A 22,694-nucleotide genomic window follows, 5' to 3' on the forward strand; every position below is an offset into this window, starting at 1 on the left:
GCGGCCGGGATGGGTGAGCAGAGCGTGCGGTGGGGGATCCTGGCGACGGGCGGGATCGCGGCCTCGTTCGCGGCGGATCTGGTGGACCTGCCCGACGCGGAGATCGTGGCGGTGGCCTCGCGGTCCGCGGAGTCGGCGGCGGGGTTCGCGGAGCGGTTCGGCATCGGGCGGGCGTACGGCGACTGGGAGTCGCTGGCCCGGGACGAGGACGTCGACATCGTGTACGTCGCCACTCCGCACTCGGCGCACCGGGCGGCCGCGGGGCTGTGCCTGGAGGCCGGGCGCAACGTGCTGTGCGAGAAGGCGTTCACGGTCAACAGCCGTGAGGCCGGGGAACTCGTCGCGCTGGCGAAGGAGCACGACCGCTTCCTGATGGAGGCGATGTGGATGTACTGCAACCCGCTGGTGCGGCGGCTGACGGCACTGGTCGCGGACGGGGCGATCGGCGAGGTGCGGACGGTGCAGGCGGACTTCGGCCTGGAGGGCCCGTTCCCGCCGGCGCACCGGCTGCGGGACCCGGCGCTGGCCGGGGGCGCGCTGCTCGACCTGGGGGTGTACCCGGTGTCGTTCGCCCATCTGCTGCTCGGCGAGCCGGACGGGATGTCGGCGCGAGCGGTGCTCTCGGACGAGGGCGTCGATCTCCAGACGGGTGCACTGCTCTCCTGGGAGAGCGGCGCTCTCGCATCGGTGCACTGCTCCATCGTCGGCGGCACCGGCACCACCGCCTCGGTCACCGGTTCACGCGGCCGCATCGACATCCCGGACGGCTTCTTCAACCCCGAACGCTTCGTGCTGCACCGCGACGGCCACACCCCGCAGGAGTTCTCCCTGGACCCGGCCGACGGACCGCGCAACACACTCCGCCACGAGGCCCGCGAGGTCATGCGCGCCCTGCGGGCCGGCGAGACCGAATCCCCCCTCGTCCCACTCGCCGGCACCCTCGCGGTCATGCGCACCCTCGACACCCTCCGCGACCAGATCGGCGTGCGCTACCCGAACGAGGCGTAAAGCCCCCCGCCGTAGAAGCGCCCCGAAGTGAAGCGCCCCGTCAGGGGCGCGGGGAACTGCGCGACCAGCCCCAACGGCGCCGCACCCGACCAACGACGCAACGCGGCCCTCCCCAGCGGAGCGCCTACGCTGCGACCCCATGAACACCAAACAACCAAAGACCGCCGTGGTCACCGGCGCCGGCTCCGGTATCGGCCGGGCCGTGGCCGTGGAACTGCTGCGGGCCGGCTGGTCGGTGGCGCTGGCCGGCCGGCGCCCGGCGGCGCTGGAGGAGACGGCCGCGCTGGTGCCCGAGGGCGCCTCGGTCGCCGTACGGACCGACGTCTCACAACCCGACGACGTGACCGCGCTGTTCGCGGCGGCCGTGGACCGGTTCGGACGGGTGGACCTGCTGTTCAACAACGCGGGGACGTCCGGGCCCGGCGGGGTGGCCGTGGAGGACCTGCCGTACGAGGCGTGGCGGCACGTCGTGGACACCAACCTCAACGGGGCGTTCCTGTGCGCGCAGGCGGCGTTCCGGCAGATGAAGGAGCAGGAGCCGCAGGGCGGGCGGATCATCAACAACGGATCCGTCTCGGCGCACACGCCCCGCCCGCACTCCGTCGCCTACACCGCGACCAAACACGCGCTCACGGGACTGACCAAGTCGCTGTCCCTCGACGGGCGGCCGTACGGGATCGCGGTCGGGCAGATCGACATCGGCAACGCGGCGACGGACATGACGGCCCGGATGCAGACCGGCGCGTTGCAGGCGAACGGGGAGATCGCCCCGGAACCCGTGATGGACGTGGCCGACGTGGCGCGGACCGTGCGGCACATGGCGGAGCTGCCGTTGGCGGCGAACGTGCAGTTCGCGACGGTGCTGGCGACGGCGATGCCGTACGTGGGCCGGGGCTGAACCGCCGTTCAGTCGGACAATCCACAACCTGCACAACCGGAATTCAGACTTCCGCGGTATTGCGCCCGGTAACGGGCCTATGCTCGACTCTCCTCCACCAGAACTTCACAGTTGGGGCTCTGGCATTCCGCAGACCGCCGGCCACACCGAGGGGGGAGGCGGCAGCCGTTCCACCGGACCGGGGTGGGGGTGGACCCGCGAGGGACCGCGGGTACGCACCGGTGGGTGGGGCGGCTGCCGCGTGACGTCAGCCGGCCGGCGTGTCACCCGAGTCGGGACCGGCCGCCGCACCAGTCGCCCGCCGCCGCCGCCGACGCAGCGCCCACGTCCCCGCGCCCAGCAGCGCGAACGCTCCGGCCGCACCCCCCGCGAGCGGCCACGGCGACGGCCCGGAGGACCCGGAACCGGCCGCAGCCTCCGAACCGGCCGCCCCCGCGGCCCCCTTGCCCTTCGACGGCGACGGACTCGCGCTCGCCCCGCCCTCGCTCAGCGGATCCACCAGCAGGCCCACCGACTGCGCCGAACTCCCCTTCCCGAAGCCCCAGTCGAGCAGCGCGGCGGTCTGCTCGTACACGGCGTTGGTGCCGGGGTCCGGGTGCATCACGGTGACCAGGAGAGTGCGCCCGCCCCGGGTGGCACCGCCGGTGAAGGTGTTGCCGGCGTGACTGGTGTAGCCGTTCTTCACGCCGAACAGGCCCTTGTAGACGTCGAGCCCCCAGGCTCCGGTGAGCAGGCGGTCGGTGTTCTGGATCTGGAAGGTCTTCTTGCCGCCCGCCGGGAAGTTCGCGGTCCGCGTACCGCAGTAGCCGCGGAAGTCGTCGTCCTTCAGCCCGTGCCGGGCGAAGAGGGTCAGGTCGTACGCCGACGACAGCTGGCCCTTGTGGTCGAAGCCGTCGGGGCTGACCACATGGGTGTCGAGGGCCTGCAGGTCGGCCGCCTTCGCCTGCATCTCGGCGACGGTCCTCGCGATCCCGCCGTTCATGTGGGAGAGCACGTGCACGGCGTCGTTGCCGGAGCGCAGGAAGACGCCCTGCCACAGCTGCTCGACGGTGTAGGTGAGGCCGGGCTTGATGCCGACCAGGCTGGAGCCGGCCGGGACGTCGGAGATGTCGGAGTCCTTGACCTTGTAGCGCTCGGTCCGCTCGAACTTCTTCAGCACGGTGTCCGCGAACAGCATCTTCAGGGTGGAGGCGGGCGCCAGCCGCCGGTGCGCGTTGTACGAGGCGAGCACCTCTCCGCTGTCGCAGTCGGCGAGCAGCCAGGCGCGGGCGGTGATCTTCTTGGGCAGGCCGGTGGCGCCGCGCACCTGTATGCCGCCGCGGGCCAGCCGCTCGCCGCCTATGACGACGGCAGCCGTGGCGGCGGCCGAAGCAGTGGCCGAAGCGGTGGCCGAAGCGGTGGCCGAAGCGGTGGCGGCCGAGGCGGAGGCCGCCGCGGACAGGGGAAGAGCAGCGGCCGTCAGTCCGAGGGCGGCACGCCGGGTCAGCCGAGAGGAATCGCGCATCCCGGGACCGTACACCGCAGGCCACAGGAGCTACCTGGCAGTACCCCCTCGCCCGCCCAGGAATTTGCTGTCTTATGAAAGTTTGCTAAGACCTCGCCGTTTCTCAGCTCTGACACATGTTTTACCCAGGGCTGCTCAAAGGTTTCTCCCTAGCTTGAGCTCGCGTCCACAGCGGGCGCCAAGAACCTTCGAGGAACGGGATGTTTGGCATCTATCTCAAGCGCGAGCTTGGCCGCAGAAAGAAGGCGGCCCTGGTCATCGCTCTGGGTCTGGCGCTCGGTATCGCGCTGGTCATCACGGTCAACTCGGTGTCGGCCGGCATGACTCAGGCGCAGGACAAGGTCCTCAAGTCGCTCTACGGCCTCGGTACCGACATGACGGTCACCAAGGCCCGTACCGCGCCGACCTCGGGCAGCTCCGGCGGCCCGAACTTCAAGTTCGACGCCAAGTCCAGCAGCAGCTCCACGCAGAGTTCGGACCGGGTGCAGACTCAGGGCGGTCAGGCCCTGAAGTCCTCCCTGGTCACCAAGGTCGCCGACCAGACGGGCGTGGAGAGCGCGGTCGGAGCGCTCTCCCTGAACGTCACCAAGGTCGACGGCTCCTTCACCCAGGGCAAGGCGAAGTCCTCCACCAGCGGCAGCAGCAGTAGCAGCAGCGGCCAGGGCCAGCCGGGCGGCAGCGGCAGCAGCAGCAGCTCGGGCGGTGCGCCGCAGGTCCAGGGCGGCGGCGCCAACTTCAACGTCAACAGCTACTCCGTGGTCGGCGTCGACGTGGCCCACCAGGGCCTCGGCCCCCTCTCCACCATGAAGGTCACCTCGGGCAAGACCTTCACCTCCGCGCAGACCAGCTCGAAGGTCGCGGTGGTCAGCAAGTCGTACGCCAAGGAGAAGAAGTACAAGGTCGGCTCGACCTTCAAGATCTCCAGCACCAAGTTCACGGTCATCGGCATCGCGACCCCGGACAGCAGCGAGTCCGACACCGACGTGTTCGTCCCGCTGAAGGTCGCCCAGACCCTCGGCGACGCCAAGAACCAGGTCACCACGATCTACGTCAAGGCGACCGACTCCAAGCAGATCACCGCCGTGAAGAAGGCGATCACCGCCAACATCTCCGGTACGACGGTCACCACCTCCGCCGACCTGGCGTCCACCGTCTCCGGCTCCCTCTCCACCGCCTCCAGCCTGGCGACCAGCGTCGGCAAGTGGCTGTCCATCGCGGTCCTCGCGGCGGCCTTCCTGGTGGCGGCCCTGCTGACCTCGTCCGCGGTGTCCCGCCGGGTGCGTGAGTTCGGCACCCTGAAGGCGCTCGGCTGGCCCTCGCGCAACGTGACCCGGCAGGTCGTCGGCGAGTCCATGGTCAACGGCCTGATCGGCGGCGCCCTCGGCATCGCCCTCGGCGTCGGCGCGGCCTACGCGGTCACCGCGATCAGCCCGAAGCTCACCGCCCAGCTGGGCAGCACCGGCGGCGGTGCCGGCGGCCCGGGCGGTGGCGGCGGCCCCGGCCAGCAGGCCTCCCAGAACACCCTGGAGATCGCGCTGTCCGCGCCCGTCTCCCTGACCACCATCGCCCTCGCGGTCGGCCTCGCGGTCACCGGCGGTCTGATCGCCGGCGCGATGGGCGGCTGGCGCGCCTCCCGGATGCGCCCGGCCGACGCCCTGCGCAGCGTCGCGTAACTCCCCCGCCCCTCCCTCCAAGCCGGGGCGCCGCTTCCACTCCCCCCGGGAGGCGGCGCCCCCACCCCTTACAGCACCCAGTGGAGAACCCATGTACAGACTCACCGGAGTCACCAAGCGCTACACGCGGGGCAAGGAGACGGTCGAGGCGCTGCGCGGCGTCGACCTGACCATCGAGGACGGCGACCAGCTCGTCATCCAGGGCCCGACCGGCGGCGGCAAGTCGACCCTGCTCCAGATGATCGGCGGCCTGGACCGCCCGACCGAGGGCAGCGTCGAACTGGACGGCGTCGACCTCGCCCGGATCAGCGAGACCAAGCTGACCCGGCTGCGCGCCGAGAAGATCGGCATCATCTTCCAGTCGTTCAACCTCATCCCGACGCTCACCGCCCAGGAGAACGTCGAGACGGCCCTCGTCCCGCTCGGCATCAAGCCGGCGGACCGTCGCGAGCGGGCGGCGGAGGCCCTGCGCTCGGTGGGCCTGGGCGAGCGCCTCACGCACGCCCCCTCCGAGCTGTCCGGCGGCCAGCAGCAGCGCGTCGCGATCGCCCGCGCGCTGGTGAAGAAGCCGAAGGTACTGCTCGCCGACGAGCCGACCGGCAACCTCGACGAGGGCACCCGCGACGACATCATGGCCCTGCTGGAGGGCCTGTGGCACGAGTACGGTCTGACCTTCATCATGGTCACCCACGACTCCTCCATCGCGCGCCGTGCCCCGCGTCTGGCCACCATCAAGGCCGGCCAGATCACCCTCACCGAGCAGGGCGGCGGACAGCGGTACGCGCAGCAGGCGGCGGCCGGTGACGGCCGGCAGCAGGCGGCGGCGTACGGCGGTCCGCAGCAGGGCTACGACCAGCAGCCGTACGTGCAGCAGCAGTACGGGGGCGGCCAGGGCTACTGACCGCGGTCAGAGCTACGGTCAGGGCTGCTGACCGCGATCAGTGGGCGGCCGGGGCCGCTCACCGCCCGAGGAGACGGTCGATCTCGGCCATCTGCTCGGCGGTGAGCGGCCCCTTCGCGATCGCGCCGGCGTTCTGCTCGGCCTGGGCGACGGACCGGAAGCCCGAGATCGGGACCGTACGCGGACTGCGGGCCCAGATCCAGCCGAGGGCACCCTGGGCGAGGGTCCGCCCGCCGCTGGTGAGGATCTCGCGCAGGGCCTCGATCCGCTCGACCCACGCGGGGTCGGCGCCGTCGCCGTCCCCGAACCCGGGCAGCCAGGCCGGCGGCCTGCTGCGGATGTCGCCCTCGGCGGCACCCGCCCGCCGCCCGCCGAGCAGCCCCATGGCGAGCGGGCTGCGGTTGACGGCGGCGAGCCCCGACTCCTCGGCCAGCGCGATGAGTTGCGGAGCGTCCTGGAGCACGTTGAGGGTGTGCTGCACGGCCGTGCAGTGCGGTCCCTCGGCGAAGACGGCGGCACGAGCGGGGTCGTCGGTGCTCCAGCCGTAGGCCCGGATCAGCCCCTCGGTGACCAACTCCTCGCAGACGTCCCGGAGTTCGGCGGCACGGACCGGGTCGGCGTCGGAGAGGTGGAACTGGTAGAGGTCCACGTGGTCGGTGCCGAGGCGCCGCAGGGAGGCGGTGAGGGCGCGGCGGACGTGGGCCGGGGAGTCGTCGCTGCCGGTGAGCGTACGGCTCCCCTCGTCGAAGACGTTGCCCCACTTGGTGGCGACGACCACGTCGTCGCGCCGCTTGCCGAGGGCCCGGCCGAGGACGCGCTCGCTGTGGCCGGCGCCATAGGTGTCGGCGGTGTCGAAGAACGTCACGCCGAGGTCGAGGGCGCGGTGGACCGCCCGTACGGACTCCTCGTCGTCGACCTTGCCCCAGCCGAGCGGCTGCCCGGTGGCGTCCTGCCACTCGCCTCCGATGGCCCAGCAGCCGAAGCCGAGCGCGCTGACTCGGATGCCGGAACGTCCCAGGGTCCTGGTGGTGCTGTCGGTTTCCATGCCCGAGACGCTAGGAGTTGAAGTGCACACCAAGGCAAGGCACTTACCGGGCCCGCTGCCCTCGCGCTGCCCTTGCGCTGCCCTTGCGCTGCCCTCGCGCTACGCCTGCCCGGTCTCGAAGCGGGAGATGCGGCCGTCGTCCTCGACCGTGAAGTCCCAGCGGGTGACCATCTCGCCCCAGGTGTCGTTGCGGTAGTGGGCGAGCAGGGAGCGGCCGCCGTTGGACTCGTTGTCGACGTCCAGGTGGCCGTTGGAGGAGAAGATCTCCCGGTCGATCCAGTCGTCGAGGTTCCGGTCGGAGCCGTCGTCGGCCATCGTCGCGTCGTCGGTGAGGATCCTGCGGAAGCTGTCCCGGTCGCTGGCGTTGACGGCGGTGACGAAGGCCCGGACGGCGGGGTCGCGGAGCTTGGCTGTCTTGATCGTCATGTCAGTCAGCGTCACATCGGTCCCGGCGGCCCGCCACCCGAACGGCGGCGAGGACGGGCCGACCGGGTGTCCCGGGTGCGACGGTGGAGACCCGTGATCCGCTGCCGCCGATGGGAGCACCCGTGACCTGCTACGACCGACGTGACGTGGGCCTGCTGCTGCTCCGGCTGGGCACCGGCGGGGTGCTGGCGGCGCACGGCGCACAGAAGCTGTTCGGCTGGTTCGGCGGGGGCGGGATCGAGGGCACGGGCCGGTTCATGGAGTCGGTCGGGTACGTGCCGGGAAGGCAGAGCGCGCTGGCGGCGGGGCTGGCGGAGGCGGGCGGCGGGACGTTGCTGGCGCTGGGCCTGGCGACCCCGGCGGCGGGGGCCGCGGCGGCCGGGGCGATGGCGGGCGCGACCGCCCTGCACATGCCGAACGGCTTCTTCGCCCAGGGGGGCGGGTACGAGTACGCGGCGACCCTGGGCCTGACCGCCTCGGGTCTGGCCGTCGCGGGGCCCGGCCGGCTCTCCCTGGACCACGCGTTCGGGCATGTCTTCGACCGGGGCTGGATGGTCCCGGCGGCGCTGGGTGTGACGGCGGCGGTGACGGCCGTGGTGATCGGCGCGCGGAACCGGCGGGTGCGGCGGGCGGAGGAGGGCGAGCAGGGGACGCTGTTCGAGGGGTAGCCGTCTGTGCGGGTGGGGCAGGCTACGGGCCATGACGGGACAGCGGACACCGCCCACGGCCGACCTGTGGGCCGCCATCGACGACCTCTGGACCTGGCTGGACGCCAACCGTGCGCACGGCGGCGACACCGGCCTCGTCCTGCGCATGCTCAAACTCACGGAGGAGGTCGGCGAGGTCGCCCAGGCGGTGATCGGGGCGACCGGCCAGAACCCCCGCAAGGGCGTCACCCACACCTGGGAGGACGTACAGGGGGAGCTGTGTGACGTCGTGATCACGGCACTGGTGGCGCTGCGGACGCTGACGCCGGACGCGGCGGGGGTGTTCGAGGGGCATCTGGCGAGGGTGACGGCGCGGTCGCTGGGTTCACCGACGCCGACTCCCCTTCCGGACGGATCCACACCCCGCCGCATCGACAGGACACTCTGACCATCCTCGCCGGCCCCGGCGACTCGCGGCTGCCGTAGCGCGAGAGGAGGCGTGGACACACCGGCGGGACTACCGTGACGACGCATGAAGATCCCGTTGCCGCTGGATGCGGTGCCCCGCCTCACCGGCGCGGCGATCGCCGGAGCCGTGGTCGGCACGGCCGTCGCGGTGGCTGTCGACGGAGCACTGGGGGCGCTGGCCGCGATCGCCACCACGGAACTCTGCTTCGTCGTGGCGGGCTGGGCGGTGCTGTGGCCGATGGATGCCACCGCCACCCACCGCAATGCGCGGCGCGAGGACTTCCGGCCCGTGACCGACGAACTCGTGGTGGTCGCGGCGGCGCTGTGCGGACTCGCCGCCATCGTGCTGCTGCTCGTGCGCGGCAAGCCCGACCCCGGCCATGCCGCGGCCGCGACCGCCCTGTGCGGCGTCTTCACGGCCTGGGCCGCGCTGCACCTGATGTACGCCGCCCGCTACGCCTACGTGTACTACGAGTCCGCGGACGGCATCGACTTCAACTCGAACGCCCCGCCGGCGTACCGGGACTTCTTCTACTTCAGTTACAACCTCGGCATGACCTATCAGGTCTCCGACACCGACGTCTCGAGCTCGACGATCCGCGCGATCGTACTCCGGCACACACTGCTCTCCTACGTCTTCGGCACCGGCATCCTCGCCACCGCCATCAACCTCGTCGTGGGAATCGTCACCGGCTGACGGTGTCGGGCGGGTCCGGGCAGGAAAGGATGGATCGGGCTGACGCGGCCGACCGGGCCGTCGGCCGAAGCGGGAAGGGACGGGTGGGCCATGGCGTCGGAGCAGACCGCCGGGAACATGGTGGACGCGGTCGTCGTGTACGACGGACGCCTGCTGATGGTGAACGCGCGGAACCGCTGGGAACTGCCCTCCGGTGCTCCTGAACCAGCCGAATCGGCGACGGCCGCCGCGGCGCGCGTGGTGTACGAACTCACCGGCCGTCTCGTCGACGGCTCAACGCCGCTGGGACCGGCGGGTACGGATCCGTCGGACCCACGCTCGTTCGTGGTGTGCCAGCTGCTGACCGAGACCCCGTCCGACACGGAGACACGGCTCCCCCCGGAACAACTCCGCTGGACCCCGATCCCAGAGGCCCTCGACGCCGGGCTCCCTGAACCCGTACGTGTCTACCTGAAGGGCCATACACCCGTCTAGCGGACCGCCTCCAGAACGCGGGTGCCCGGCGCGCAGCTCTCGCTCAGTTCGGCGAGTTCGGTCACCGGCAGTCTGCGGGCGGAACCGCGTCGGCTGTGGTCGAGCAGCGCGGACGCGGTGTGCAGCCAGTGCGGCAGTGGGGCGACGCCGATGAACTCGGCCAGGCGCGTCAGCTCTTCGGCAGGACGGTCGAGCAGGTTCTCGTAGGAGAGCGTGCTGCGCCGGTCGGCGGGCAGCCGGGCAAGGAACCGAGTGCCTTCGGTGACGAGTTCGGACCACAGGGTGCCGAACGTCCGCAGGGGGATGTCCCGGTCGCGTACGAGGGCGGGATCGAAGCGTTCACCGAGCAGCGGAGCCAGGTCCGCGGGCAGGGCGCGCACGTGCTCCTCGGTCAGCTCGGCGAAGCTGTCGATACCGGCGCGTGCCTTGATCTCGCGCAGCAGGGAGATCGTGCGGTAACCGGGATGGCGGCTCATGGACAGGGCGCAGTCCGGTCCGTCCCGGAACATGTGCACGAACCTCGCATACGGGAACGCGGCCCGCAGCCCCGGCGCCCAGCCGGTCGAATAGCCGGACCGCTCCACGACGGCGGTCCGTCCGAACCGCGCGCACAGCAGGTCGAACAGTGCCCGGTGATGCTCGGCGGCGGTCCGCTCGGGCCACCGGGCCACCGCTGCGCCCACTTCGTCGAGAAGGCCGTCCGGCTCGTCCGAGAGGTGGGGCAGCACCATCAGGGAGAGCGCGGGGATACCTGTGGTCTTGGCCGTGTATCTGCCGGGGCGGCGGGTGTAGAGGAACTCCGGCAGCGGCAGACCGCTGCGGATCATCCGCTCGAAGTGCGGGGCGGGCTGGACGAGCGTCTGCCAGAACTGCGCGCCGGTCACCCTCCCTTCCGGAAAGGCGGCGTCGCCCACCGAGGCCATGAACTCGTTGAGGCTCAGTACGTCCGGGTGGACGTTGAGGATGCGCGACAGCGCGGTCGAGCCGCTGCGTCCCGTACCGATGACGAAGGTCAAGGAACGCATGGTCACCCTCCGCATGGTCCGCCGGTCCCCGGGGACCCGTTCACCGTGTGTGCCGTCCCACTCTGCCAGTCCGGCCGTTACGGCGTCGGTACCGCCGGCGTCCACCGGCCGGCGGGCGCTCCCCCATGCCGTGGGCCGAGCCGGTGGTGCGGGTGGCCGGTTCGCCGCGGCCCAGGACGGCGGGGCTCGCCCGGTTCCTCGTCCGGTCCTGCCTGCTGTTCGTCCCCCATGGCGACGAGCGTACGGTCCACCACCGGCACTTCGTGGGAGAGCCGGAGAAGGGGACCTTCCCGGCCGCTCGTCGCACATCTCACCCCGCCAGCATCTTCAGTTCCCGCCGGTGCCACACCACCGGGCTCCGGTCGTCGTCCGTCATCAGGGCGAGGACGCGCAGCACGATGATGTCGTGGTCGCCGGCCGGGTAGGTGTGCTCGACGGTGCACTCCAGCCAGACCGGGGCGCCCTCCAGGAAGACGGCGCCCGACGCCGTCTCCAGTGTGCCGAGGCCGACGAGGCGGCCCGCCTTGCTGCGGGAGGCGAGCTGGCGGGCCTTGCCGCTGTGGTCCTCGCCGAGGACGGAGACGCCGATGGTCCGGGCGTCCGCGAGTGTCGGCCAGGTGGTCGAGGTGTGCTGGACGGCGAAGGAGACCATGGGCGGACGGTGGGAGACGCCGACGGCGAACGACGAGACGACCATGACGGTCGGTTCGCCGTGGACGCGTGCGGAGAGGGCGGCGACGCCGGACGGGAACGCGGAGAAGGCCCCCTGTATGTCGCCGGGGTCCGAGGTGAAGCCCGCCGGGGTCGTCATCGTGGGGTCGGTCTTCATCAGGCGACTCCTGTGGGTAGTTGCGGGGTGGCGGTGTTCGTCCCAAGAGGTCCCGCCCCGGGGTGCTGGTCGGTTCGGAGGAGGGTGGCGGCGAGGAGGGTGAGCAGGCCGACGGCGGCGAGCGCCGCGAGGGTGGTGGCGTAGCCGAACCCGGTCAGCAGGACGGCGCAGACCGCGCTGCCCAGGACCGCGCCGAGTTGTTTCACGGCGTTGAAGGTTCCCGAGGCCGCTCCGACCTCGTCCGGGGCGACCGTGGTCACGGCGGCGATGGAGAAGGGCGACCAGACGAACGAGTTGGCCACCCCGTACACCGCGAAGGCGGCGGTCAGGACGGGGATCGGCGCGTCCGTCGCGACCAGTGCCGCCGAGGCGCCGACGGAGAGGACGAGGGCCGAGGAGCCGGTGACGGCCACGGCACGGGGGCCGATCCCGTTGTTGAGGCGGGCCGAGAGCGGGGCGCCGAGCACGCACACCACGCCCATCGGTACGAGGGTGAGCGCCGCCGTACCGGGGGCGAGCCCGCGCTCCCGCTGGAGGTAGAGCATCAGCGGGATCATCGCCGAGCCGGAGCAGAAGGAGGCCGCGGCGGCGCCCCAGGCCGCGGTGACGAAGCCCCGGCTGCGCAGGATGGTGACGGGGACCAACGCCCGCCGTCCTGAACGGCGTTGGAGCCGGACCACGGCCGTGACGAGCAGTGCGCCGAGGACGGCGAGAAGCCAGCGCGGGACGCCCCACACGTCGGCGCGGGCCGCGTCGGTGCCCTGCACGCCGAGGACGAGCGCCCCGGCACCGGCCGCGTTCGCGCAGACCGCCCAGACGGGGATGACGGCCCCCTGCCGGGGCAGGGCGGGGACGAACACGGTCACGGCCGCCATCGTCGCGATGCCCACGGGCACGTCGACCCAGAACACCGCGGGCCAGCCGCCGGCGGCGACGAGCAGGCCGCCGAGCAGCGGGCCGGCGGCCACCGCGGCCCCGCCGACCGCACCCCACACGCCGAGCGCGACGGCGAGGCGGGGCGGCCGGAACAGGGCCCTGATGAGGGTGAGGCACTGCGGGGTCATCAGCGCGGCGCCGATGCCCTGGAGGACCCGCCAGGCGATGAGGGCCCCGGCGGTGGGGGCGAGCGCGCACAGCAGCGAGCCGAGCGTGAAGGCCGCGAGGCCGAGGAGGAGGACGCGCCGGTGGCCGTGGCGGTCGCCCAGCCGGCCCGCGACGATCAGGGGGACGGCACAGGCGATGAGGTAGCCGCTGTTGACCCAGATCGCGAGGGTCTCGGTGGTGTGCAGGCCGCTGATCAGCGCGGGCAGGGCGACCGAGGTGACGGTACTGTCCAGCAGCAGCATGAAGAAGCCCGCGCAGATGCCGGCGAGGGCGAGCCAGTCGCGCCGCTCGCTCCCTGCGGTCATCTCACACCGCCAGGTTCTCGCGCAGCGTGGTGCCGGGGTAGGCCGGGGCGAGGCTGCCGCGGCGGCGCAGCTCGGGGAGGAGCAGTTCGGCGATGTCGGCGAAGCCGGAGGGCATGGCCAGCGGGCTGGAGAACATGTAGCCGCCGCGCGAGCCGGTCGCCGCGAAGTTCTCCTCCAGGGCGTCGGCTACGGTGCCGGGATCCCCGACGATGCCGTGGTCGAGGCCGGTGGCCCTGCTGCGGCCGTGCGCGAGGAACTCCGCCCGGCTCATCGTGTGCTCGGCGCCGAACTCCGCGACGAGCGAGCCGACGAGACCGGCCGGGCTGGCGTTGGCCGCGACGACCGCGTCCCGCAGCTCGCCGAGGCGGAACGACTCCGGGAGCGTGGCCAGGTCGTAGCCCATGTTGTGGGAGAGGTGGGTGGCGACGGTCTCCTCGTTCCAGAACGAGAGTGCCGCGTCGCGGCGGGCCCGTGCCTCCGCCGTCGTACGGCCGACGATGACCTGGGTGGCCCACAGGATGCCGACGCCGGCCGGGTCGCGGCGCTCGGCGAGGAGTGCCTCGTCGAGCAGTTTGCGGTGCCGTTGCTGGGCGGCGAGGCTGCCGCCGAAGCCGAAGACCAGGTCGGCGAAGCGGGCGGAGGCGGCGATGCCGCGGGGCGAGTTGCCCGCCTGCACGATCAGCGGATGGTGCTGGGGGCCGGGCACGGAGGCGAGCGGGCCCTTGACCGTGAAGAAGCGGCCCCGGTGGTCGATCGGGTGCACCTTGGCCGGGTCGGCGAAGCGGCCGGTGGCCCGGTCGCGGACGATCGCGTCGGGGGCGACGGAGTCCCACAGCGCCCGGCAGACCGCGACGAACTCCTCCATCCGCTCGTAGCGCAGGTCGTGGTCCATCAGCTCGCCGAAGCCGTAGTTCGCCGCGTCCGCGCCACGGGTGGAGGCGACGACGTTGAAGGCGATACGGCCGCCGGTGACGTGGTCGAGGGAGTTCAGCAGCCGGGCGACGTAGAACGGGTGCATGAAGGTGGAGGAGTAGGTCAGGCCGAAGCCGATGCGTTCGGTGACCGTGGACATCGCCGCGATCACCGGGGACATGTCGTGGCGCGGCCACTGGATGCCCCACTCCACGGCCGGTGCGATGCTGCCGCGCCAGGTGCTGGGGACGCCGCTGCCGTCGCCGAAGAAGAGCAGGCCGACGCCCGCGCGTTCGGCGGTCCTGGCCAGTTCCATGTACAGGCGAACGTCGGGGAAGTCCGTGCCGACCCAGGAGCCGGGCCGGGCCCAGGCGCCCTCGGTGTGGGTGAAGGAGAGGTCGAAGCCGATGTGCATGCCGGTCACCGGGCGCCCCGCTTCCACAGGCCGACGACCTCGTCGGCGTCGCTGAGTACGGCGACGTTCAGTTCCAGCTGCACCAGGGCGGCGGCGTTGACGTCGAGGTCGTAGGCGGCGGTGGCGTCCCGGGGGACGACGACCGGCCAGTCCAGCTGTACGGCGTCCTGCGCGGTCGCGTACACGCAGCACTCGCTGGTCAGGCCGACGACGGTCAGCCAGCCGCGGCCGGCCGCGCGCAGCCGCGCGTCGAGGTCGGTGCCGAGGAACCCGCTGTAGCCGCGCTTGACCACCCGCGTCTCGCCGTCGGCGGGCCGTAGCCGGAACCACTCGGCGCCGGGCGAGCCGAGCACGCACGGCTCGTCCGGGCCCATGGGGGCGTCGTAGTCGCCGCCGCGCAGCCAGTTGCCGGCCCGCCAGGGCCGGGCCGGGTCGCTTCCCAACTCGACCCAGACGACGGGCACTTCGTGCTCACGCGCGGCCTGGACGAGGTGCTGGGTGCGGGTGACGGCCAGGTCGAGGGCCGAGCGGCAGTCGTCGGTCAGGCCGTATGCCGTCAGGCGCTCAGGTTCGGCGAAGTCGCGCTGTACGTCGACCACGACCAGCGCGGGCCCGCTGCCGGGCCGGGCGAGGTGGGCGAGTTGTCTCTCCCGCAGGCCGGTGCCGGTGCCGGGCATCAGGCGGTCACCTCGTCCCGGGCCCGCAGTTCGGGCAGCACGGTCTTGCCGAACAGCAGCATGTCCTCGTCGTACTCCGGGAAGATCAGCATGAGTCCGTCCAGGTCGGCCTCGCGCACGATGTACTCGATGTGGTCGGTGACGGTGCTCGCCGATCCGGCGACGTACGGCGTCTGGAACGCGGCCTCCCCGTCCGCGCCCTCGGCCCAGGCGCGGGCCTGTTCCTCGGGGATGCCCCAGGTGCTGCGCATCCGGGCGAGGGCCTCCCGGTCCAGGCCGGCGCCCCAGGCCCTGACCTTCTCGGCGGCGAGTTCGTCGGTCTCGTCCTGGACGACGGTGAGCATGGAGTACGTCCTGCAGACCCGGCCGGCCGCCGCCGCCCGTTCGTGGACGTCCGTCGACAGCATGCGCATCTCGTCGAGGCTCTCGGCGGCGAGGAAGGCGCCGTCGGCGTAGCGGGCCTGGAAGCGGCGGGCGTCCTCGGAGCGGCCCGCGTTGATGAGGGTGGGGCGGACGGCCGGATGCGGACGGGACTCGCAGTCGACGAGGTCGAAGTACGGGGTGTGCAGGGTGACGGAGTCCTCGGTCCACAGGCGCGTGACGGCCTCGGTCCACAGTTCCGTCATCCGGTAGCGGTCCTCGTGGCCGAGGTCCGGGTCCCACTGGCCGAACTGCTCGAACTCCCCCGCGTACGAGCCGTTGACGATGTTCATGCCGGCGCGGCCGCCGGAGATGTCCTGGAGGGTGGCGAACATCTTCGCGGCGACGGCGGGGTTGTGGACGTTGGCGTGCAGGGTCGCCCAGATCTTCACCCTGCTGGTCGCCTCGGCGAGGGCGGCCATCATGGTCATCGACTCGAGGGAGCGGCCCCAGTGGTCGGTGCTGCCGCCGAAGCCGCGCCACTTCGCCATCGACATCACGAAGTCGAGGCCGATGGCCTCCGCGTGCACGGCGGCACGCCTGTTCCAGGCGTAGCTCGCCTCGGGGTGGGGGGCGGTGGTGGAGAGCATCCAGCCGCCGTTCCCGATGGGGAGGAAGATTCCGTACTCTTTGGTGGGCACGTTGCGGGCCTTTCCTGCGGGTGCGGGCCGGTGTGGGTCGTCGGTCGGGTGCGGCGCCGTTGGGGCTGGTCGCGCAGTTCCCCGCGCCCCTAACGGGGCGCTGACGCTTACGGGGCGCTGACGCTTACGGAGCCGGCCAGACGAGCTTGCCTCCTGTGTAGATGTTCTTGACGTACGACGTGTCGAACCATGTCGCGGCCTTGTCCGCGGTCACGTCGGCGGGGACGATCGCGAACTGGTGGAGCATGGCGACGAGCGCGGTGACGTTCTTCGGGTCGACGGCGCCGAGGGGCTGGCCGGGCGTCGGGTTGTCCTTCACCACCTGGGTCTCGGTCTTCCAGATGGTCGCGTTGAGTTTCTTGTCGTACGTCGGTCCCGACAGGGCGGCCGCGTAGCCGACGCACTCGGTGATGTGGGCCGTGCTCGCCGAGCAGTAGGCGTAGGCGTGCAGGGCGGCGCGCAGGATGTCCTCGACGGCGTGCGGGTGGGCCTTGGCGAAGGCCGGATTGACCGCCATCGCGCCCAGCGAGCTGGGGACGTCGTAGTCGACCGGCTTCCAGACGGTGACGTCGTGGCCGGCCGCCTTGAGCTGGTTGGGCTCGTTGGAGACGAATCCGGTGAGCGCTTCGAGTCCGCCCTGCCTGCGGGGCAGTACGGAGGGGTCGTAGCCCTCCTTGACCAGCTTGAGCGAGTCCCATTTCACGCCGGCCTTGACCAGCATCGCCCGGACCGAGGCGGGCACATAGCCCTTGTGGCCGACTGTCTTGCCGTCGAGCTGGGTCAGGGCGGTGATGTCCTTGTTGGTCATGAGGATGTCGAGGCCGGCGTCGGAGTACGAGGAGACGCCGGTGATGTCGATCCCGTTGGCGCGGGCCTGGATGACGTCCTGTTCGGCGACGGGGCTGACGGTGGCCTGGCCGCCGGCGAGGAGTTTGGTGTTCTGGGAGGTGTCGCCGGTACCGGGCTTGAGGGTGACGTCGAGGCAGAGGTCCTTGAAGTAGCCGAGTTTGCTCGCGGCGATGTATTCGAGGATCGACGCGGACGACTGGTACTGGTAGCCGGAGAGGTAGGTGATCCTGCCGGCGGCCTTGTTCTCGGCGCAGCGGTCGGCGGAGATCGCCGATCCCTCCGAGCCCTTCGAGGTGGTGGCGTCGGATCCCGATCCGCATCCGGCGGCCACGGCCGTCAGGGCGACGGCGGCGAGCGTGGCGAGGCCGGATCTGGCGAGGCGTGACTGCATGGGTGACTCCCAACTGGCGGTGTCCGCCGGGCGTTGACGGGTGAGGGACGAGTGGGGCGGATGACGGCACGGGGCGTCGGCGCGCCGGGCCTCGTGGGCCCCGGGCGGGACGGTGCGGGCGCGGGCCCGGTCAGTCGTGCGTGCTGTCGTGCCAGTGCAGGACGCGGCGTTCGACCAGCGTCACGGCGAGCAGCAGCAGGACGCCCATGACGGCGAGGACGAGGATCGCGGCGTATACGACCGGGAGCTGGTTCATGGACGAGGCGACGCTGATCACGGTGCCGAGGCCGCTGGCCGAGCCGGACGCCGACATCTCGGCCACGACGGCACCGATGATCGACAGCGGGAAGACGATGCGCAGCGCGGCGAACAGGAACGGCAGTGCGTGGGGGATGCGGACGTGCCAGAGCAGTTCGGTGCGGCTCGCGTCCATCGTCCGGTACACCTGGAGGACCTGTCGGGGCACCGAGCGCAGTCCGGCGGCGGTGTTGATGAGGATCGGGAAGAAGCAGATCAGGGCCGCGATGATCAGTTTGGGCAGCGGGCCGAAGCCGAACGCGACGACGAGGGCGGGGGCGATCGCCACCAGCGGGGTCACGTTGAGGACGACGGCGATCGGCATGACGGCCCGTCGCAGCAGCGGGAGTTCACTCGTCAGCACCGCGAGGACGAACGCGGCGGCGAACCCCGTCCCCAGGCCGGCCGCCGCCTCGCCGAGGGTGACCAGGGCGTTGTCGACGTAGTAGCCGAACTCGGCGGTGAGCGAGGCGCCGATCTTCCCCAACGGGGGCAGCAGGTAGGGCAGTTCGTCGGCGCCCCACTGCCAGAGCAGGGCGAGCAGGGCCAGCGTCACGAGGAGCGGTGCCCAGACGGCGGGGCGGATCCAGGCGATCCGGGACCTCGGATGCCGCAGGCTGAAACGGGAGGGCTCGGCGGGCGGTTCGGTGGCGGCGGCGGTCCGCGCGGTGCGTTCGTCGGCTACGGTCATCGCTCCCGCCTCCCTCACGCGGCTTCGCTGTGCCAGGCCCGGCGCAGCCGGTCCCGGATCAGGTCCTCGTACGCGTGGAACCGGCGCTCCCCGAAGAGGCGGTCGCCGCGTGGCCGTTCCAGGTCGACGTCGACGGTGTCGACGATGCGGCCGGGGCGGGGGGCCATGACGACCACGGTGTCGGAGAGCCGTACGGCCTCGGAGACGGAGTGGGTGACGAACAGGACCGTCGTCCTCAGCTCGTCCCAGAGGTCGAGGAGCTGGTCCTGGAGGCTCTCCCGGGTGAACTCGTCGAGTGCCGAGAAGGGTTCGTCCATGACGAGGACGTCGGGCCGCAGGCCGAAGGCGCGGACGATCGCGGCGCGTTGCCGCATCCCGCCGGAGAGCTGGGCGGGAAGCTTGTGCATGGCCTCCCCGAGACCGGCCTTGGCCAGGAGTTCCCGCATGTCCGGGGCGCCGGTCACCGCGCGCTCGGCGTGGCCGGCGATCCGCTCCCGGCGGCGCGCCGCACCCTTGTTGATCTTCTGTGGCAGGGTGACGTTCCTCAGCACCGACAGCCACGGCAGCAGGGCCGGGCTCTGCGGCACCAGGCCGATCATCTTGGCCGCGCAGGCCTCGGCAGGCGGGACGCCGTGCACCCGTACGGTGCCGTGGTCGGGTTCCTCCAGACCGGCCGCGAGCCGCAGCAGCGTCGACTTGCCGCAGCCGCTGGGCCCGATCAGGCTGACGAACCGGCCCGCGGGTACCGACAGGTGGACGTCGTCGAGGGCGGTCGTCGCGGACGGCCCGAATCCGTAGACCCGGCGCACCGACCGCAGGTCGAGTGCTGGCGTACCAGTCACCTTCACGCTCCCATCCATGTCGCGAGCACGAAGGCCCGATCCTGGAAGTCGGAGAGCGTGCGTGGCGAGTGCGGAACTGCCACGCGGAAATCCGCTTAGGTGCCCCCGACAGTAGGAACCTCGTGTTTCACCCGGTCACGGCGGTCCGTTTCATCGGCTTTACGTTCGGCGCGGCAGTGTTACGACGGTGTCGCCGTCGAAGACGTAGACCTCGACGCCGAGATCCGCGGCGGCGCGCGCCACCCAGCCGCCCAGCGCCTGCACGACGACCTCGGTGACGAGGAGGACCGTGCGCTCGGCGGTGGGCACCGAGTTCCGCAGCCAGAGCAGCTTGAACATGTCCGCCATGACCTTGTTGCGGTAGGCGGGCTTGTAGGCGCCCTGGTTGCAGACGAGTTGGACGAGCACACGGCCCGGGGCGTCGATGCCCTCGACCTCGACCCGGCTGCCGTCCGGCAGCATCAGCGGCTTCGGGCGCAGCGCGGTGCCGAGGCTCTCGCCGAGGGCGAGCAGCATCCGGCGTTCGACGGAGCCCTCGGCGAAGCGGCTCCACTCGGTGGGGGCGTCAAGCACTGTCAGGCGCACGTCCGGGAGTCTAGGAACGTCCCGTTTCGCAGGTGTTTCCCGCGCTGTGCCGGATCCTGCTGCGGGCCGGGCTCAGAAGATGCCCGTCCGGATCGCGTACGCCACGGCCTGGGTCCGGTTCCTGACCCGCAGTCTCTTCACGGCCTCGTGGATGATGCCCTTGATGGTGCGTTCCGAGTAGCTCATCTTGTCGGCTATCTCGACCGTGTTCATGCCCTCGGAGAGCATGCGGAGCACCTCGATCTCCCGGACCAGCAGGCCGTCCCTGCGGGACAGGTCGGTGAGGGTCTGCTGCCGCTGCTGGTTGCCCAGTTCGGCGATCAGGTGGGCCACCAGGTCCTCGGGTATCCGGCAGCGCCCGGCGCCGGCCTCGACGACGGCGTCCACCAGCCGGTCGAGGTTCAGGTCGCCCCGGTACAGGAAGCTGGTCAGTCCGTACTCGACGGCCAGCGAGAGCTGCCGCTCGCTGATCCGGTCGGCGATCATCACGACCGGGACGGGTGGGCCGGGGGCGCGGGCGGCGTCCTGCCGCATGACCCTGATCCAGTGGTCGTCCACGGCGCTCAGCAGGAGGACGGACACGTCCGCGTCGGGCAGCCCTTGCGCGGTCAGGAGTTTCACACGTGCACTCGACTGCAGGTAGGCGCCGGTGGCGTGTTCCAGGATCGCGTCGCTCGCCCGCAGGACGACGGAGACCGGAACGCTCAGCGCGTCGCACATTCCATCTGCTTGGTTCTCAGGCACGTTCGGCACTTTATGGCGCCGGTGAGTCACCGGCTTACGTCAAATGACCCAATGAAACTTACGCCCCTCTGTGCCGATATGGCGCGCTCCAGTGCCTTTCGGGGTACGGGAGTTGGGCGCCGGGCGGCCGGTGCGGTCAGCATGCGGCGCAGCCTGGTGCGGTACTGGCCCAACGGCAGCAGGTCCGCCGCCGGGTCGGCCGGCACGGCGAGGTCGAGCGACTCCCCCGGCGCCCGGACTGCCAGTCGACACACACAGGTTGTACCAGGCAGGGCCGCCACCGGACTCCCGCTCGTCGAGGTCGTCCGCCCCTTCGTTCAGAGGGTGGGTTCGTTCGCACAGGAAGTCGCCCGGACATGTCTGCGGACGGCCTTGGGCCATATGCCATGTGTGCCGCGGAGGTGATACTGCGGCGGTGACCCGGCAGGGAGCCGAGGCCGGTCCGCCGGACTGAGGCACATGCCTCCGTCCGCCCGGCCGTGGACGGCGGACCTGTGTCCCGGGCGGGCCGGGCGCGGTGTCAGGCTCCGGTCTCCGGTGCCGTCAGGGTGTAGAAGACCGCCCGGCCCTGCTTGGTGCGCCGGGCCCGGTTTCTGGCGACCAGGTTCTCCAGCGTCGTACGGATCACCGTCGTCTTGATGGTGCGGCCGGGCTGACCGGCCCTGATCGCCTCGGCGACGTCGGTCGCGGAGCGCGGCTCCCGCTGCTCGGCGAGGTAGGTGTGGACGGCCTCGACGAGGCTCGGCTTCGCGGGGGTGGGCTTCGCGGGGGTGGACTTCGCGGAGCCGGACTTCGCGGAGCCGGACTTCGCGGAGCCGGCGCGGTCCGGCGCGGGTTCGGTCCGCTGGTGCGGCACGGCGGCCTCGACGGTGTCGGCGGCTTCGGCCGCTTCGGAGGTCCCGACCGTCCCAACGGTCCCGGCGGTACCGGCTGTCCCGGCTGTCCCGGCTGTCCCGGCTGCGGAGGCGGCGGTGGCCTGCGGGGTGAGCGCCTGTTGCAGCCGCTCCAGCACCACCCGGTTCTCCCGTACCGCGTGCAACCGCTCTTCCAGGGCGGCGATCTCGGTGGCGAGGCGGTCCTGTTCCGCGGCGTTGAGTTCCAGGTCCTGCGCGATCCGCGCGCTGTACTCGGACGCCAGCTCGGTGCCGGATGACTCGGACATGCGGTCGGGCCTCTCGTCGGTGTGCTCCACGCGGGTGAGCCGAGGTGCTCGCCTATGTGCTCCGCGCGGTGATACAGCGTACGCACACGGGAGGTGCCAGGGGTGTGACTCGGGCCGACGGGTGTCTCAACCGGTGGCGGCGGCCCGCTCGATGACCTCGACGACCACCTCGGGCCGCGACACATAGATGGCATGGCTGCCGGGTGCCTCGACGACCGTGGCGCCCGCGCGCTCGGCCATCGCCCGCTGGGCCAGCGGCGGGATCATCCGGTCGTCGGCCGCTACCAGGTACCAGCTGGGTCTGGTCCGCCACGCGGGCTCGCCGACGGTCCCGGACAGCGCCCCGGACCCCCACGGCACCTGCGAGTCGGCCATGAACCGCGCCCGCGCCTCGGGCAGGTCACCGGCGAAGGAGGCGTGGAACCGGTCGCGGTCGAGCAGCACATAGCCGTCCCGCATCGGCAGGAACGGCGGCACCGACGCGCCCGGCGGCGGGTCGGAGATCAGGGAGTCGACGGACTCGCCGCGGTCCGGGGCGAAAGCGGCGACGTAGACGAGCGCGGACACCTTGGGGTCGACACCTGCCTCGGTGGTGACGACACCGCCGTAGGAGTGCCCCACCAGGGTCACCGGCCCGTCCTGCAGGGCGATCAGCCGCCGGACCGCCGCGACGTCCTCGGCGAGGGACCGGGTGGCGTTCTGCGCGATGGTGACCTGGTATCCCGCGGCGACGAGGCGCTCGTGCACCCCCGCCCAGCCGGATCCGTCCACGAACGCGCCGTGGACGAGAATCACGTTCCGCACAGATCTTCCCCCTTGTCGTGACGGGCCGTCGGGCTCCGCACCGCGTCCGGGCCGCTTCGCCGTGCTCACTGTACGAGGCCGTGAAGTGCGCCGTACCGGCAAGATGACCTGATCGCCCGCACGGGCAGGCGGGACCGCCCGTCCGGCACTGTGACGCACGCCACGGCGGCGCGTCCGAACTTTCGGCACCGGTCCACCATCCAGTCGCAGAGCCCGGCCCGACCCCACCCCCGATCCACCCCCGATCCACCCGCGATCCG

At 71.7% G+C, this 22,694-nt stretch carries 23 protein-coding genes and 1 pseudogene; 8 read left to right on the forward strand and 16 right to left on the reverse strand.

What is annotated here, in order from left to right; genetic code table 11:
* Window positions 1-9: 9 nt before the first annotated feature.
* Both ACFWPQ_RS27170 and ACFWPQ_RS27175 read left to right on the forward strand, forming a co-directional pair.
* Window positions 10-1,008: a Gfo/Idh/MocA family protein gene (locus tag ACFWPQ_RS27170; RefSeq protein WP_384039941.1), complete on the forward strand. Its 999-nt coding sequence runs from the start codon at window positions 10-12 to the stop codon at window positions 1,006-1,008.
* 139 nt (window positions 1,009-1,147) lie between these two features.
* The gene (locus ACFWPQ_RS27175) at window positions 1,148-1,906 is read left to right on the forward strand and encodes an SDR family oxidoreductase (protein ID WP_384039944.1); all 759 of its coding nucleotides are present in this window, start codon (window positions 1,148-1,150) and stop codon (window positions 1,904-1,906) included.
* 247 nt (window positions 1,907-2,153) lie between these two features.
* Here the strand turns inward: ACFWPQ_RS27175 and ACFWPQ_RS27180 are convergent, their stop codons facing one another.
* The gene (locus ACFWPQ_RS27180) at window positions 2,154-3,410 is read right to left on the reverse strand and encodes a D-alanyl-D-alanine carboxypeptidase family protein (RefSeq protein WP_384039947.1); all 1,257 of its coding nucleotides are present in this window, start codon (window positions 3,408-3,410) and stop codon (window positions 2,154-2,156) included.
* 200 nt (window positions 3,411-3,610) lie between these two features.
* Between ACFWPQ_RS27180 and ACFWPQ_RS27185 the strand changes: the two genes are divergently transcribed.
* Both ACFWPQ_RS27185 and ACFWPQ_RS27190 read left to right on the forward strand, forming a co-directional pair.
* On the forward strand, window positions 3,611-5,083 hold the full coding sequence (locus ACFWPQ_RS27185) for an ABC transporter permease (RefSeq protein ID WP_384039950.1): 1,473 nt from the start codon (window positions 3,611-3,613) through the stop codon (window positions 5,081-5,083).
* Between the two features lie 91 nt (window positions 5,084-5,174).
* Window positions 5,175-5,861 (forward strand): annotated as a pseudogene (locus ACFWPQ_RS27190) (ABC transporter ATP-binding protein); the annotation flags it as partial.
* A 181-nt stretch (window positions 5,862-6,042) separates the two neighbouring features.
* On the opposite strand, the gene ACFWPQ_RS27195 reads toward ACFWPQ_RS27190, so the two are convergent.
* Together ACFWPQ_RS27195 and ACFWPQ_RS27200 are read right to left on the reverse strand one after the other, a co-directional pair.
* The gene (locus ACFWPQ_RS27195; RefSeq protein WP_384039953.1) at window positions 6,043-7,029 is read right to left on the reverse strand and encodes an aldo/keto reductase; all 987 of its coding nucleotides are present in this window, start codon (window positions 7,027-7,029) and stop codon (window positions 6,043-6,045) included.
* 99 nt (window positions 7,030-7,128) lie between these two features.
* Window positions 7,129-7,455 carry a nuclear transport factor 2 family protein gene (locus tag ACFWPQ_RS27200; RefSeq protein ID WP_384039957.1) on the reverse strand — a complete coding sequence of 109 codons (327 nt, stop codon included), beginning with the start codon at window positions 7,453-7,455 and terminating at the stop codon, window positions 7,129-7,131.
* A 122-nt stretch (window positions 7,456-7,577) separates the two neighbouring features.
* Between ACFWPQ_RS27200 and ACFWPQ_RS27205 the strand changes: the two genes are divergently transcribed.
* The 4 genes from ACFWPQ_RS27205 to ACFWPQ_RS27220 all read left to right on the forward strand — a co-directional run bounded on the left by ACFWPQ_RS27205 (window position 7,578) and on the right by ACFWPQ_RS27220 (window position 9,741).
* A complete protein-coding gene (locus ACFWPQ_RS27205; protein WP_384040323.1) occupies window positions 7,578-8,123 on the forward strand; it encodes a DoxX family protein in 546 nt (181 codons plus the stop codon).
* A 31-nt stretch (window positions 8,124-8,154) separates the two neighbouring features.
* Window positions 8,155-8,550 (forward strand): MazG-like family protein, encoded by a 396-nt coding sequence (locus ACFWPQ_RS27210; RefSeq protein WP_384039960.1) that lies wholly within the window; start codon window positions 8,155-8,157, stop codon window positions 8,548-8,550.
* Between the two features lie 84 nt (window positions 8,551-8,634).
* Window positions 8,635-9,267, forward strand: coding sequence for a DUF1345 domain-containing protein (locus tag ACFWPQ_RS27215; protein WP_384039963.1), 633 nt, complete (start codon window positions 8,635-8,637; stop codon window positions 9,265-9,267).
* Between the two features lie 90 nt (window positions 9,268-9,357).
* Window positions 9,358-9,741, forward strand: coding sequence for an NUDIX domain-containing protein (locus ACFWPQ_RS27220; RefSeq protein WP_384039966.1), 384 nt, complete (start codon window positions 9,358-9,360; stop codon window positions 9,739-9,741).
* Here the strand turns inward: ACFWPQ_RS27220 and ACFWPQ_RS27225 are convergent.
* The 13 genes from ACFWPQ_RS27225 to ACFWPQ_RS27285 all read right to left on the reverse strand — a co-directional run bounded on the left by ACFWPQ_RS27225 (window position 9,738) and on the right by ACFWPQ_RS27285 (window position 22,434).
* A complete protein-coding gene (locus ACFWPQ_RS27225) occupies window positions 9,738-10,766 on the reverse strand; it encodes a sulfotransferase (RefSeq protein WP_384039969.1) in 1,029 nt (342 codons plus the stop codon). The genes ACFWPQ_RS27220 and ACFWPQ_RS27225 overlap by 4 nt on opposite strands.
* 310 nt (window positions 10,767-11,076) lie before the next feature.
* A complete protein-coding gene (locus tag ACFWPQ_RS27230) occupies window positions 11,077-11,595 on the reverse strand; it encodes a flavin reductase family protein (protein WP_384039972.1) in 519 nt (172 codons plus the stop codon).
* The gene (locus ACFWPQ_RS27235) at window positions 11,595-13,004 is read right to left on the reverse strand and encodes an MFS transporter (protein WP_384039975.1); all 1,410 of its coding nucleotides are present in this window, start codon (window positions 13,002-13,004) and stop codon (window positions 11,595-11,597) included. Before ACFWPQ_RS27235 ends, ACFWPQ_RS27230 begins: the two co-directional genes overlap by 1 nt.
* A gap of 1 nt (window position 13,005) precedes the next feature.
* On the reverse strand, window positions 13,006-14,331 hold the full coding sequence (locus ACFWPQ_RS27240; RefSeq protein WP_384040326.1) for an NtaA/DmoA family FMN-dependent monooxygenase: 1,326 nt from the start codon (window positions 14,329-14,331) through the stop codon (window positions 13,006-13,008).
* Between the two features lie 5 nt (window positions 14,332-14,336).
* Complete coding sequence (locus ACFWPQ_RS27245; protein ID WP_384039978.1) at window positions 14,337-15,008, reverse strand: cysteine hydrolase family protein; 672 nt, start codon at window positions 15,006-15,008, stop codon at window positions 14,337-14,339.
* Window positions 15,008-16,069 carry an LLM class flavin-dependent oxidoreductase gene (locus ACFWPQ_RS27250; protein ID WP_384039981.1) on the reverse strand — a complete coding sequence of 354 codons (1,062 nt, stop codon included), beginning with the start codon at window positions 16,067-16,069 and terminating at the stop codon, window positions 15,008-15,010. Before ACFWPQ_RS27250 ends, ACFWPQ_RS27245 begins: the two co-directional genes overlap by 1 nt.
* Window positions 16,070-16,193: 124 nt before the next feature.
* Window positions 16,194-17,309 carry an ABC transporter substrate-binding protein gene (locus tag ACFWPQ_RS27255; RefSeq protein WP_384039984.1) on the reverse strand — a complete coding sequence of 372 codons (1,116 nt, stop codon included), beginning with the start codon at window positions 17,307-17,309 and terminating at the stop codon, window positions 16,194-16,196.
* A gap of 130 nt (window positions 17,310-17,439) precedes the next feature.
* Window positions 17,440-18,297 carry an ABC transporter permease gene (locus ACFWPQ_RS27260; RefSeq protein ID WP_384039987.1) on the reverse strand — a complete coding sequence of 286 codons (858 nt, stop codon included), beginning with the start codon at window positions 18,295-18,297 and terminating at the stop codon, window positions 17,440-17,442.
* A 14-nt stretch (window positions 18,298-18,311) separates the two neighbouring features.
* Entirely contained in the window at window positions 18,312-19,139 is an 828-nt protein-coding gene (locus ACFWPQ_RS27265; protein ID WP_384039990.1) for an ABC transporter ATP-binding protein, read from the reverse strand.
* Between the two features lie 159 nt (window positions 19,140-19,298).
* Window positions 19,299-19,724: a hypothetical protein gene (locus ACFWPQ_RS27270; protein WP_384039992.1), complete on the reverse strand. Its 426-nt coding sequence runs from the start codon at window positions 19,722-19,724 to the stop codon at window positions 19,299-19,301.
* A gap of 72 nt (window positions 19,725-19,796) precedes the next feature.
* Window positions 19,797-20,468: a LuxR C-terminal-related transcriptional regulator gene (locus ACFWPQ_RS27275; protein WP_384039994.1), complete on the reverse strand. Its 672-nt coding sequence runs from the start codon at window positions 20,466-20,468 to the stop codon at window positions 19,797-19,799.
* Between the two features lie 520 nt (window positions 20,469-20,988).
* A complete protein-coding gene (locus ACFWPQ_RS27280) occupies window positions 20,989-21,630 on the reverse strand; it encodes a hypothetical protein (protein ID WP_384039997.1) in 642 nt (213 codons plus the stop codon).
* Window positions 21,631-21,756: 126 nt separating this feature from the next.
* Window positions 21,757-22,434: an alpha/beta fold hydrolase gene (locus ACFWPQ_RS27285; RefSeq protein WP_384040000.1), complete on the reverse strand. Its 678-nt coding sequence runs from the start codon at window positions 22,432-22,434 to the stop codon at window positions 21,757-21,759.
* Between the last annotated feature and the right edge of the window lie 260 nt (window positions 22,435-22,694).

Origin of the sequence: Streptomyces sp. NPDC058464 (assembly GCF_042721035.1) — a bacterium.
GTDB lineage: Bacteria > Actinomycetota > Actinomycetes > Streptomycetales > Streptomycetaceae > Streptomyces.